We start from the raw sequence: 13,152 nt of genomic DNA on the forward strand, positions 1-13,152 counted from the left end.
CTGTTGGGCGCGTTTACAGCAGGTCGCGCTTGCGCATCTGAGTCCAGAAGATCCAGCCGGGCAGGACCGGCAGCCAGAAGGACACGATGCGGAACACCAGGACGCCGGTCACGGCGGCCGTCGAGGTGACGCCGAGGGTGCTGACGCCGGCGGCCAGCGCTGCCTCGACGGCGCCGAGCCCGCCCGGCGTGGGCACCGCCATGCCGAGCGTGTTGCCGACCAGCTGGACCACCGCCAGGCCGGCGATGTCGACGACCTCGCCGACAGCGCGCAGGGCCGCGTAGAAGCAGACCACGAGGCTGATGGTCTGCAACAGGATGCCGCCGGCCGCCATCACCAGCTTGCGCGGGTCGCTGAGGACGTCCAGCAGGCGGGGGAGGCCGCGTTCGGCGAAGTCGCTCCAGACGGTGCGTAGCCGTGACCGGATCGGCGGTATCAACGCGAGCAGCGCGGCACTGAGCAGCACGCCGACGATGACGACGAGGGTGGTCGTCGACGGCAGCCCGCCGATGGCCGACGTCCCGGAAACCACGGCCAGCACCGCCAGCAGCGGGAACGTCACGGCCACCTGGCCGACCTGGTTCGCGGCCACGCTGGCGGCCGCCAGTGGCCCCGCGACGCCGGCCTTGGTGAGCATCCGGATGTTGAGTGCGACGTTGGTCACCGTCGTCGGTGCGACGAGCCGGAGGAAGCTCAGCGCGACCTGGGCGCCCAGGACCCGCCGGAACGGCACCCGCTCGGGGACGAAGCCCAGGATGCCCAGCGCCATGCCGACGTAGTTGGCGAACATGGCGGCCCCGGCCGCGAGCAGCCACGGCCACTGCATCTGGGCCAGCAACTGCTCCGGCGACACGTCGGACAGCTGGGTGCCCACGAGGTAGACGGCGACGACCGTGCCGACACCCGTGAGCAGCGACAGCGGCTTGATGCGCTGCAGCTGGACCGGTTCCGCAGGTGCGCCCACCTGATCGATCAGCAGCGTCCTCAGCTGCATCAGCGTGTCGCGGTGGCCCTTGAGACGGCGCCGCGTGCCGGGCGTGAGCGCGACCGGCTGCAGCAGGGGGACGGCCGATCGCACCGGTCCCGGACCCAGCACGCGCAGCGCGGTCTCGGCCGTGCGCTGCGCACCGACGGTGACGGCGACGGCGGTCAGCGCCTGCGCGAGATCGGCGCGAAGCGCGACGTCGGTCGCCGCCACCTCGCCGCCGGACGGCGCGAGCAGCCACGTCGTGCCGTCGTCGGCGATCCGGATGGTCCGCCCGGACAACTGACGGTGCGCGACGTGGTTGCGTTGCAGCTTACGGAGCTGGTGCCACAGGTCGTCCAGGGTGGCGTCGTCGATGTCGTCGGGAGAGAGGTCGGCGAGCGCGCGACCCGCGACGTGGTCGTATACGAGGGCGGCGGAGTCGCCGTCGACCCGGAGCACGGACCGCAGCGGAGGCGTCCGCACTCCGGCCCGGGCGACCGCGAGTGACTGGAGCGCGACCCGGTCGATGGTCTCGCGCATGGTGACCGCCTGCCGCGGCAGCACGTCCTCGCGGGTGCGCACCCGGTCGACGAGGCGGGCCAGGGTGCCGGCGCCCTCGTCGTTGCGGTCCAGCACGATGACGCTCAGCGGACCGTCGGGCGTGTCTGCGGTGAGGTGGCGGTACTGGTCGTCGCGGTCGGCGCGCAGTGCGTCGACCCGGTAGCCGTTCGCCTCGAGCGTCGCCGCGATCTTCTGGCCGCTGGGGGCTACCGACGGTTGTCCGCCGAACAGCCTGACCACCAGGCCCGCGGCGGCGCCGATGCCGAGGGCGATCAGCAGCCCGCCCACGGTCGCCTCGCCTTGCAGCAGCCCCACGCCGAAGCTCCCGGCGATGGCGAAGATCGCGACGTGGCGCGAACGCCGCAGGTCCTGCCTGGAGACGATGGTGACCAGCGCGACCAGCATCGCCGGGTAGGGCGGTACGGGGGTGCCCTCGACCCCGTCGATGACCGGGACCAGGCTGTCGTGCAGGCGCGCCGGCGCGCGGCCGCGCAGCCACGAGGAGACGAGTGACGCCGTCGCGGCGGCCAGCACGCCGGCGACCAGCAGCTCGACGGTGGTGCGGACCCTGCCGCGGATCATCAGGATGACCACCAGGACCGGCGGCATCACGACACCCGCCAGGTCCGCGGTGAACGAGACGATCTCGACCAGTCCCTCGGGCACCCGGTCGTTCAGGTCGGCCAGGTCCGCGGTGATCGCGGTCATGGTCCGCTCGGCGATGATCGACATCGCCACCAGTGCCGTGATGCCCGCCGAGACGACCAGCAGCCAGAGCCCGTCGATCGGCCGTCGCGTGCGCGGGGGCAGCGGCGCCTCGTCGACCGTGCTCAGCACGGCCGACCTGCCTGGCGGTTCCGTGGGCGCGGTCATCGAGATCCGATCGTCGCACGACTCCCCGCCGCCCGTACGCCGGAGGCCACCCGTCCTGGAGAATGACCACGTTCACCATGGAATTCCATGCGTCACCACCCGTACAGCCCTGGTGACGCGTGCGAAAGCCTCGTGATGGACGGACGCCCCAGCGCCTGACAGCAACGAGGGTCGCGGCGCCCGACGGTACCGACGCGTCGTCTGGCGGCAACGCCGTCGTGTCGCCCGACGGACGAGCACCCGGCTCCCGCGGCGTGGACGTGGCGACCCTGTCGGACCCGCGTGGTGGGATGGGCACGTCGTCGTCAGGGAGAGGAGCCGTTGCCGGTGAGGCGATCCGCCGACCAGCCCGCTGTCCGACTCGTCCGTGCCGCATCGTCCGCGGCACCCGGTGCCCGGAACGACGCCCCGGTGGCCGACGCTCCCGCGGCCCCAGGAACGACGGTGGCCCCGGACACGCCGGACCCCGGCGCCACGGCGCACCCCGGTGCGACGGCGGACCACGGTACGACGGCGGACCCGGAGGCATCGCCGATCCGACTCGACGCCGCGCAGCGGCGCGCGGTCGAACGCCGCGGCGGCCCGGCGCTGCTGCTTGCCGGGCCGGGCACCGGTAAGACCACGACGATCGTCGAGGCGGTCGCGCACCGCGTCGAGCAGGACGGGCTACGGCCCGAGCAAGTCCTCGTCCTCACCTTCGGCCGCCGCGCGGCCGCCGAACTGCGCGAGCGCATCACCCGCAGGCTCGCCCGCACGGTGCGCGAGCCGTTGGCTCGGACGTTCCACTCGTACGCGTTCGGGCTGGTCCGCCGCGAGGCGGTCGCCGCCGGCGAGGCCACCCCGCGACTGCTGGGTGGCGCCGAACAGGACGTGCTGGTCCGTGACCTGCTGCGCGGCGACGTCGAGCAGTTGGGTGCGGACTACTGGCCCGAGCGGTTGCGCCCGGCGCTGCTGACCCGTGGCTTCGCGGGTGAGCTGCGCGACCTGATGATGCGCGCGTTCGAGCGCGGCGTCGGCCCGGACGAGCTGGCCGAGCTGGGAGAGCGGCACGGGCGCGACGACTGGGTCGCGGCCGCGCGGTTCGCCCATCAGTACGGCGGCGTGACCGCGTTCCGGCACCCGCCGTCCTACGACCAGGCCGAGTTGGTCCGGTCGGCGGCGGGTCTGCTGCGCGACGACCCCACGCTGCTGGCCCGCGAACGCGCGGCGTACCCGTTCGTCGTCGTGGACGAGTACCAGGACGTCGACCCGGCGCAGGAGGACCTGCTGCGGCTGCTGTGCGCCGGCGGCCGAGACCTGCTGGTGGTGGGCGACCCGGACCAGTCCATCTACGGGTTCCGCGGCGCCGAGCCGGAGGCCATCCGCCGCTTCGACGAGCGTTTCCCGGCCGCCGACGGGTCACCGGCCGAGGTCGTGGCGCTGACCGAGTCGCGCCGGAGTGGGCCGCGGCTGCTGGACGCCTCGCGCCGGGTGGCCGCTCGGCTCGGCGGGCCGTTCCGGCACCGCGAACTCACCGCGGCCGACACGTCCGCGGCGGGGGAGGTGTCGGTGCACGTGCTGGCCAGCGCCAGTCAGGAGGCGGCCTTCATCGCCTCGCGGCTGCGTGCCGCGCATCTGCTCGACGACGTTCCGTGGAGCTCGATGGCGGTGCTGGTGCGGTCGGCCTCGGCTGTTCCGGTGCTGCGGCGCGCTCTCACCGGCGCCGGGGTTCCGGTCGACGTCCGCCTCGACGACGTGCCCCTGGTCGAGCAGGCGCCGGTCCGGGCTCTGCTGACCGTCCTCGAGTTCGCCGCCGGCGTGCGTGAGCTCGATGTCCAGACCGCGCTCGACCTGATCACCGGGCCGTTCGGCGGCGCCGACGCGCTGGCGATCCGGCGGTTGCGCCAGGAGCTGCGCGCCGGCGAGCTGGCCGCGGGTGGCGAACGCTCGTCGGGTGAGCTGCTGGTCGAGGCCCTCACCGATCCGGACGTGCTCGCGGGCCTGGACGACGATGCGGTCCGGCCGGCCGAGCGGATGGCGTCGTTGCTGACGGCCGGCCGTACGGCGGCCGAGGCCGACGGTGCCACCGCTGAGGACGTGCTGTGGGCGGTGTGGAGTCGTTCCGGTCTCGAGGCCCGCTGGACGCGGGCGGCCGTCGGTGGCGGACGCTCGTCCGCGGCCGCCGATGCGGACCTGGACGCGATGGTCGCGCTGTTCGACGCGGCGGCTCGCTACGTCGACCGGATGCCGGGCGCGGGCCCGGCCGGGTTCGCCGAGCACGTGCGCGACCAGCAGCTGCCGGCCGACACGTCCGGCCCCGCCGGCCCGCAGTCCGCGTCGGTGAGCGTTCTCACCGCTCATGCCGCCAAGGGTCTCGAGTGGGACGTCGTCGCCGTCGCGGGCGCGCAGGAAGGAGTCTGGCCGGACGTCCGTGAACGGGGCAGCCTGCTCCGCACCGAGGTGCTGGTCGACCTGGTCGCCCGGCGCGACGACTCCGACGTCACCCGCGCCAGTGCGCGCCTCGCCGAGGAGCGGCGGCTGTTCTACGTCGCGGTGACGCGGGCGAGCAGCCGGCTCTACGTCACGGCGGTGTCGAACGAGGACGAGCAGCCGTCCCGGTTCCTCGACGACATCGATCCGCTGCCGGCCGACGCCGAGCCCGAGCGTGTCGTGCAGAGCCCCGGACGCGGGCTGAGCCTGCCCGCGGTCACCGCGGAACTGCGCGGCGTGGTGTGCGACCCGGACGAGCCGGAGCAGCGCCGTGCCGGTGCGGCGCATCAGCTGGCTCGGCTGGCCGCGGCCGGCGTCGCGGCCGCCGACCCGGACCACTGGTACGGCATGCGTGAGCTGTCGGTGCCCGAACCGCTCGGCGAGCCGGGCACGCCGGTGCGCATCTCTCCGTCCAAGGTCGAAGAGTTCAACCGCTGTGAGCTGCGCTGGCTGCTCAAGGCCTGCGGCGCCACCGACGGCGACCTCGGCCGGGCCGGCGTCGGCTCCCTGATACACGATCTCGCCGAGCGGGCGGCGGCGGAGGGCTGGAGCGACGACAAGCTGCTCACCGAGCTCGACAACGCATGGCCGAGCATGGACGTGGGCACCGGCTGGGTCGCCGCGCGCGAGTACGCCAGGGCCCGCGACATGGTCGAGCGGCTGGGGCGGTGGCTGCGGGCCAACCCGCGCACCCTCGTCGGCGCCGAGGTGTCCTTCGACGTGCCGGTCGGCTCGGCCCGGCTGGTCGGCCGGGTCGACCGCCTCGACGCCGACGGGCAGGGGCGTCTGGTCGTGGTCGACTACAAGACCGGCACGTACGCGCCGACCGCCGCCGAGCTGGGCGAGCACGCGCAGCTCGCCACGTACCAGCTGGCCGTGGAGCACGGCGCGTTCGACGACGTCGCCGAGGGCAGTCGCAGCTCCGGCGGCGCGAGCCTGGTCCAGCTGGGCAAGCCGTCCAAGGGCGAGGCCCGGGAGCAGACGCAGCCGCCGCTGGGCGACGCCGACGATCCGGCGTGGGCGCACGAGCTCGTCGAGGAGACCGCGGCCGGGATGCGCCGGCCCACGTTCCGGGCCCGCAAGGGCGGCTGGTGCGCGGTGTGTCCGGCCCGGCCGTCCTGCCCCGCGTTCCCCGAGGGCGAGCAGGTGACGCCATGACGACCATCACGCCGTCCGCGCTGGCCAGGCGGCTCGACCGGCCCGACCCGACGGACGAGCAGGCGGCCGCCATCGCCGCACCGCTGGAACCGGGCGTGGTGGTGGCCGGCGCCGGCTCTGGCAAGACCGAGACGATGGCCGCCCGCGTGGTGTGGTTGGTCGCCAGCGGCGCGGTCCGTCCGGAACACGTGCTCGGGCTCACCTTCACCCGCAAGGCCGCCCGTGAGCTGTCCGCGCGCATCCGTCGCCGGCTGTCCCAGCTCGCCAGCCGGGGCGTCATCGATCCCGGCGGCGACCTGCTCGACGGCGAGCCGACGGTGCTGACCTACGACGCCTACGCCGGGCGTATCGTCGCCGAGCACGCGCTGCGCCTGGGCCGTGAGCCCGGGGCGAGGCTCATCACCGAGGCGGTGGCGTGGCAGTACGCTCAGCGGGTGGTCGCCACCTACGACGGCGACATGGACGCGGTCGGCTACGCGCCGTCCACGGTCGTCAGCAAGGTGCTCGCGCTGCACGGCGAGCTCGCGGGACACCTCGTCCCACCGGACAGCGTCCGCGAGTTCACCACCGATCTGCGCCACCGCGTGCACGCGCTGCCGAAGGCCGAGAAGCAGCGGACGAAAGAGCTTCTGTACGCCGACGTCGCGAAGGCTCTCGGCGTGCAGGACGCGCGGGTGGCGCTGCTCCCGCTGGTCGACGAGTTCCGGCGGCGTAAACGCGCCGACGAGGTGCTCGACTTCGCCGACCAGGCGGAGCTGGCGGCCACCCTGGCCGCGCGGTTCCCCGAGGTCGGCGTGGCCGAACGTGACGCGTACCGGGTCGTGTTGCTGGACGAGTACCAGGACACCAGCCATGCGCAGCTGGTGCTGCTGCGGTCGTTGTTCGGCGACGGGCACCCGGTCACCGCGGTCGGCGACCCGGCGCAGTCCATCTACGGCTGGCGCGGCGCCAGCGCGGGGACGCTGACCTCGTTCCGCCGCGAGTTCCGCACCGCGGACGCGGCGCCGGCCCGGCTCGACTCGCTGGCGACGAGCTTCCGCAACGGTGCGGACATCCTGCGGGTGGCCAACCGGCTGTCCGAGCCGTTGCGGGCCGAGGGCCTGGACGTGCCGGAGCTGTCCGCGTTCGACGGTCTCGGCGACGGCGAGGTGACGGCGTCGCTGCATCTCACCGCCGAGGACGAGGCCGCGGACGTGGCGCGGCGGGCGCGCGCGTTCTGGGACGCGTCGGACGAGGGCCGGACCGCGGCCGTGCTGGTGCGCACCCGCAGCCAGATGCCGCGTCTCGAGGCGGCGCTACGTGCGGTCGACCTTCCGGTCGAGGTCGTCGGTGTCGGCGGCCTGCTGGCCACCCCCGAGGTCGGCGACATCGTGGCGACGCTGCGGGTCGTGAACGATCCTGCTCGCGGCGACGCCCTGATGCGGCTGCTCACCGGCGCACGCTGGCGTATCGGCCCGCGCGATCTGGACGCGCTGGGGCGGTGGGCCCGGCGCCTGGGCCGGCCGACCGGGCAGGGCCCGGCGGCGTCCCGGACGGCGCACGCCGAAGCGGCCGCGCAGGCACCCCAGACCGGTGCGTCCGCGGTTCCCGCCGGTGCGGCGCAGGACGAGATCGACGAGCTGGGCATCGTCGACGCGCTGGACGCGCTGCCGGGGCCGGAGTGGTTCTCGCCGGAGGGCTACCGCCGGCTGACCGCGCTCTCCGCGGAGCTGCGCGAGCTACGAGGGCGCACCGCCCAGTCGCTGACCGAGCTGGTCCACGACGTCGAGCGCACGCTCGGCCTGGACGTCGAGCTGACCGCCAGGCGCGGACCCACCGGCAGGGCCAACCTGGACCGGTTCCTCGACGTGGCGGCGGAGTACGAGGGCGACGGGGCCGGCGGCCGGCTCTCGTCGTTCCTGGCCTACCTCGACGCGGCCGAGACCGCAGAGCGCGGGCTGGCGCCGGGCGAGGTCGAGGTCAGCGGCGACCGGGTGCAGGTGCTCACGGTGCACGGAGCGAAGGGCCTCGAGTGGGACGCGGTCTTCGTCACCGGGCTGGTGGACAAGGTGTTCCCGGCAGGCGGCGAGCGCGACCGCGCCTGGCTGGGCGATCCGGGCGAGCTGCCGTACCCGTTGCGTGGCGACGCGGCCGCGTTGCCGGTCCTGGACGTCGACGGCGCCGCCGACCAGCAGGGCGCGCGGGACGCGGTCGAGCGGTTCTACCACGACGCGGCCGACGCGGGCCGCCTCGAGGAACGACGGCTGGCCTACGTCGCGGTGACCCGTGCCAGACGCGTGCTCGCCTGCAGCGGCTACCGCTGGGACGACGCCGTCCGCCCGCGTGAGCCGTCGCCGTTCCTGGCCGAGATCCGTGCCGCCTGCGACGACGGCGCGGGTGACGTGGCGGTCTGGGCCGACGACCCCGGCGAGAGCAACCCGCTGGCCGAGAACCGGCCGGTGCTGCAGTGGCCGTACGATCCGCTCGGCGAGCGCCGAGTACTGCTCGAGGACGGCGCCGCGCGGGTGCGCGCCGCGCAGGCGGAGCTCGACGGGGCGCTGTTCGTGCCGGACGTTCCGGCCACCGAGTGGGACGACGAGATCGAGAGGCTGCTGGCCGAGCGTGAGCGCGAGTCGCAGTCGCGGCCGGTGGAGGTCGAACTGCCGCGGCACCTGTCCGTGTCCCAGCTGGTGACGCTACGCGGCAGCCCCGACGAGCTCGCACGGACGTTGCGCCGTCCGGTGCCCCGCCCGCCGTCGCCGCTGGCGCGCCGCGGTACCCGGTTCCACGCCTGGCTGGAGTCGCGGTGGGGCGCGCCGCGCCTGCTGGACGTCGACGAACTGCCCGGGTCCGCCGACGACGGCGCGGCGGCCGACCGCGAGATCGCCGCGCTGCAGGAGGCCTTCCTGGCCTCGGCATGGGCACGGCGCACTCCGGTCGAGGTCGAGGCGCCGTTCGAGCTGATGGTGGCGGGGGTGCTGCTGCGCGGCCGGGTCGACGCGGTCTTCGAGACCGACGACGGCGGTATCGAGGTCGTGGACTGGAAGACCGGGCGCCCGCCGCGCGACGACGCCGACGAGACCGTCCGCACCGTGCAGCTGGCCGCGTACCGGCTGGCGTTCGCGACGTTGCACGATCGTCCGCTCGACCGGGTCACGGCGGCGTTCCACTACGTGCCCGACGATCTCACGCTGCGCCGGGCGGACCTGCTCGACGCGGACGAACTCCGCGAGCTGATCACGTCGGTGCCGGTGGCGGAGGGGTGAGTGCGGTGCCGGCGCGAAGGTGGGAGCGGACCCGAGCGGTGCGGCGAAAACGCGGATACTACCGGGTGGAAACAGCCGTTGTCTTGCGGTTTGACCAGTTGTCTCGTCCTCGGAGACTCCCCTTGATCGATGCCGGTCGGCCGGGAACACTCGTATCTCGTGACCGCTGAGCTGACGCCCCTGCGCCGCATCGCCGCCTATGCGGCGTGCACCGACGACAACGGCCATGTCCTGCTCATCCGGGAGTCGGTCCGGTCCGGCACGCCCGGGGTCTGGACGCTTCCCGGCGGCAGCGTGCTGCACGGTGAGCATCCACGTGACGCGGTCGTGCGCGAGGCCGCGGCGGAGTCGGGGCTGTTGCTCCGGGCGAACGCCGCGCTGGACGTGCTGGCCGACACCCGTGCTCGCCGGCAGCGGCAGGTGACGTTGCACACCGACCGTGTCGTGTTCGCGGCTCAGGTCATCAGCGGAGAGCCGGAGCCGTTGTCGCCGACGGTCGACGACGTGCGCTGGATCAGCATGGAGGAGGCCGAGACGCTGCAGCTGCGCCCGTTCGTCGCGCAGATCCTCAAACTGCCGCTGTCCACGGTCGACCTGCCGCCGGAGCAGATGCCGGACTTCCCCGGCTTCGATATCCAGCAGGCGCCGGACGGGCGGCACACGGTGCAGCGTTTCGCCGCGTACGGGCTGGTCCGCGACGTGGCCGGGCGGGTCCTGCTGACTCAGGTCGCGCCGGGCTATCCGGACGCCGGCTGCTGGCACCTACCGGGCGGCGGCACCGACTTCGGCGAGCAGCCCGCTCAGGCGCTGCTGCGCGAACTGGCCGAGGAGACCGGCCAGACGGGCCGGATCCACGCCCTGCTCGGCGTCGCCAGCCACCGTGAGCCGGAGCAGATCGGGCCCGAAGGGTTCGCCATCGACTGGCACGGTGTCCGGCCGTACTACGACGTGGTGGTCGACGACCCGACCGAGGTGGTGCTGGCCGACGTGGGCGGGTCCACCACCGGCGCCCGCTGGTTCGACCCGGCCGAGGTCGAGGAACTGCCGAAGACCGCCGTCACCGTCGAGGCGTTGCGCGCGGTTGGCTGACCTGCCCGGAGTCGATCGCTCACGGTCGCCGCTGCAGCACCGCCACGACGGGCCGGTGGTCGCTGCCGCCCCGCGCGTCCAGCACGTGGAAGGCCTCGACCCGCCAGGTCCGTGCGTCCACGAGGACGTGATCGATCGGCGCGCCGAGCCATCGGGGCAGATCGGCCGGCCAGGTGCCCGTCGCCGCGGCGTCGCGCGCGGCGGCCGCGTCGACGCACGGTTCGGCGTCGGCGAGCGCGGGATGGTCGACGGTGGCGTTCAGGTCACCCGCCACGATGCCGCCCCGGGCCTGCCGGCACGCCCGGACGGCCCAGGCCGTGTCCGTGCGCCAGAGCTGCATCGCACCGGATGCGGGCGGGTACGCGTGCACCGCGGTGATCGGCACACCGTCCGCGGCACGAGGGCGGACGGTGAACGATCCCAGCGCGCCGCCGGGATGCGGCACGAGTGGCTCGTACCGGCCCAGCCGGTCGGCCACGAGCAGGCCGGTCGCCGACGTGATGCTGTCGACGGTGTGGTGGAAGACCTGGAAACCGCCGGCGATCCGGGCGGCCTCCCGCGTCGTCGCACGTGAGGTCTCCGGCAGTACGACGACGTCGGCCGCGTGCTCGTCGATCAGCGCGGCGATGGCGTCCGGGGCGACCCCGTCGTGCAGCGTGTTGAACGTCAGCACCGTGAGATCGCCGCGCGCGGCGGCGTCGAGCGGGTCGTCGGCCGGCCCTCGCACCAGCAGGATCACCGCCGAGCACGCCGTCGCCACGCCGGTCACGGCCGCGAGGGTCAGCACGTACGGCCGCGACCGCCGCCACCACCGGGCTGTCGCCAGCAGAGCGGCGAGCAGCACCAGCCCGGCGAGCACCACGACACCGCGCATCGCCACGACCTGGGCCGGGCCGTAGCGGTCCGCGAGACCCAGCGCGCGCGGCCAGACGGCGGCGAGGGCCACCACGGCGGAGAGCACGCCGGCGACGACGCACCCCGCGACACGAGAGGTCATGCCGACACGGCGCCGAGCGTCAGCTCCACCATCTCGCCGAAGGTGCGTTCGCGCTCGTCGGCGGTCGTCTGCTCGCCGGTCACCAGGTTGTCGCTGACCGTGCACACCGACAGGGCGCGCGCACCGAACTTGGCGGCGATCGTGTACAGGGCCGCGGCCTCCATCTCCACCGCGATCACGCCGTAGTCGCGCAGCCGGTCGGACAGGTCGGCCCGGTCGTGGTAAAAGCTGTCGGTGCTGAACAGCTGCCCGACGTGGAACGTGGTGCCGGCGGCCTCGGCGCGCTCGACGCAGCCGCGCACGAGCGAGAAGTCCGCCGTCGGCGCGTAATGGAAGCCCTCGAACCGCAGCGCGTTCATCGACGAGTCCGTCGCGGCGCTGAGCCCGATGACGACGTCGCGGATCCGCACGTGCTCGACCATCGAGCCGCAGGAGCCGACCCGCACCAGCGTGCGGGCGCCGTACTCGGCGAGCAGCTCGTGCACGTAGATCGCCAGCGACGGCTGCCCCATACCGGTGCCCTGCACCGACACGCGTGTGCCCTGGTACGTCCCGGTGAATCCGAGCATGTTGCGCACTCGCGAGTAGCAGGTGACGTCGTCCAGGTACGTCCGCGCGATCCACTCGGCGCGTAGCGGGTCGCCGGGGAGCAGGACGGTGTCGGCGATCTCGCCGGGCGCGGCGGCTATGTGGGTGCTCACGGGGCACGACCGTATCGGAGGGACGGCGGCGGGCAGCGTAATGTCGGGCGTCGTGCACGATTCCTCCCCGGCCTACCTGTTGCCCGGCCCGTTGGCGCTGTCCCGCGCGACAGCCGACCGCGTGGCGCACCGCCGCACCGACGCGGCGTGGCTGGAGGCGGCCTGGCGCGACCCGGGCACCAGGGTGCTGACGGTGGGCGGGGGGTCGTTCCCCGTGCTGGGCGGCGACCTGCGCTTCGTCTCCCCGGAGGACGCGCCCACGGGTGAGCGGTACCTGCTCGGTGTCGACGACGGTGTCGCCTACTTCGCCGTCGACACCGGCGCTAAGCCGGACGACGGTTCCTCGCTGCGCGAAGCGGGCCCGGTTCTTGGTGACCGTGACGCCGGGCTGGCCGTGCACGCGGTCGCGCTGGCGAACTGGCATGCGCAGCATCGGCACTGTGCACGGTGTGGCGCGGTCACCGAGGTGCGTGCCGCCGGTCACGTCCGTCGCTGCCCGCAGGACGGCTCCGAGCACTATCCGCGTACCGATCCGGCCGTGATCGTGCTCGTGCTTGATCAGGCGGACCGGTGCCTGCTGGGGCGCGGAGCCGCGTGGCCGGAGCGGCGGTTCTCGACGCTGGCGGGTTTCGTCGAGCCCGGCGAGACACCGGAGCACGCCGTCGCGCGCGAGGTCTTCGAGGAGTCCGGCGTGCAGGTGGACTCGTGCCGCTATGCCGGGGCGCAGCCGTGGCCGTTCCCGTCCAGCCTGATGCTCGGCTACTACGCCACCGGCCGGGGGAGTCCGCGGCCCGACGGCGACGAGATCGTCGAGGCACAGTGGTTCAGCCGGGACGAGCTGCGTGACGCCGCGCTCGGGGGCGACATCGTGCTGCCCGGCGGGGTGTCCATCGCCCGCCGCCTCGTCGAGGGCTGGTACGGCGCCGAACTCCCCGGACCGCCCCGGGATTGACCACGTTCACCATGGAATTCCCTGCGTCACCACCCTTGCAGGCCTGGCGGTGTCCATCGGTGTAAGCAACGGTCATGCTGCTGCCGGGTTGGCGAGCAGTTCGTCCAGCGCTTGGGCTGGGGTTTTCAGGTCGAGTGTAG

At 73.9% G+C, this 13,152-nt stretch carries 7 protein-coding genes; 4 read left to right on the plus strand and 3 right to left on the minus strand.

The features are described from left to right. Positions 1-13: 13 nt before the first annotated feature. Positions 14-2,401, minus strand: coding sequence for a lysylphosphatidylglycerol synthase transmembrane domain-containing protein (locus CLV30_RS16725; RefSeq protein WP_106538359.1), 2,388 nt, complete (start codon positions 2,399-2,401; stop codon positions 14-16). 327 nt (positions 2,402-2,728) lie between these two features. Here CLV30_RS16725 and CLV30_RS16730 point away from each other — a divergent pair, with 327 nt between their 5' ends. The 3 genes from CLV30_RS16730 to CLV30_RS16740 all read left to right on the plus strand — a co-directional run bounded on the left by CLV30_RS16730 (position 2,729) and on the right by CLV30_RS16740 (position 10,362). Further along, positions 2,729-6,028 carry an ATP-dependent helicase gene (locus CLV30_RS16730; RefSeq protein ID WP_129711071.1) on the plus strand — a complete coding sequence of 1,100 codons (3,300 nt, stop codon included), beginning with the start codon at positions 2,729-2,731 and terminating at the stop codon, positions 6,026-6,028. Further along, the gene (locus tag CLV30_RS16735) at positions 6,025-9,273 is read left to right on the plus strand and encodes an ATP-dependent helicase (RefSeq protein WP_129711072.1); all 3,249 of its coding nucleotides are present in this window, start codon (positions 6,025-6,027) and stop codon (positions 9,271-9,273) included. The genes CLV30_RS16730 and CLV30_RS16735 overlap by 4 nt, the downstream gene beginning before the upstream one ends. A gap of 159 nt (positions 9,274-9,432) precedes the next feature. Next, positions 9,433-10,362 carry an NUDIX hydrolase gene (locus CLV30_RS16740; RefSeq protein WP_106538386.1) on the plus strand — a complete coding sequence of 310 codons (930 nt, stop codon included), beginning with the start codon at positions 9,433-9,435 and terminating at the stop codon, positions 10,360-10,362. Between the two features lie 19 nt (positions 10,363-10,381). On the opposite strand, the gene CLV30_RS16745 is transcribed toward CLV30_RS16740, so the two are convergent. Both CLV30_RS16745 and deoD read right to left on the minus strand, forming a co-directional pair. After that, positions 10,382-11,359 carry an endonuclease/exonuclease/phosphatase family protein gene (locus tag CLV30_RS16745; RefSeq protein ID WP_106538362.1) on the minus strand — a complete coding sequence of 326 codons (978 nt, stop codon included), beginning with the start codon at positions 11,357-11,359 and terminating at the stop codon, positions 10,382-10,384. Further along, the gene (deoD, locus tag CLV30_RS16750) at positions 11,356-12,060 is read right to left on the minus strand and encodes a purine-nucleoside phosphorylase (protein WP_106538363.1); all 705 of its coding nucleotides are present in this window, start codon (positions 12,058-12,060) and stop codon (positions 11,356-11,358) included. Before deoD ends, CLV30_RS16745 begins: the two co-directional genes overlap by 4 nt. A gap of 40 nt (positions 12,061-12,100) precedes the next feature. On the opposite strand from deoD, the gene nudC reads away from it, so the two are divergent. After that, positions 12,101-13,012, plus strand: coding sequence for an NAD(+) diphosphatase (gene nudC / locus CLV30_RS16755; RefSeq protein ID WP_106538364.1), 912 nt, complete (start codon positions 12,101-12,103; stop codon positions 13,010-13,012). Positions 13,013-13,152: the final 140 nt, after the last annotated feature.

The organism is Haloactinopolyspora alba (assembly GCF_003014555.1).
Taxonomy (GTDB): domain Bacteria; phylum Actinomycetota; class Actinomycetes; order Jiangellales; family Jiangellaceae; genus Haloactinopolyspora; species Haloactinopolyspora alba.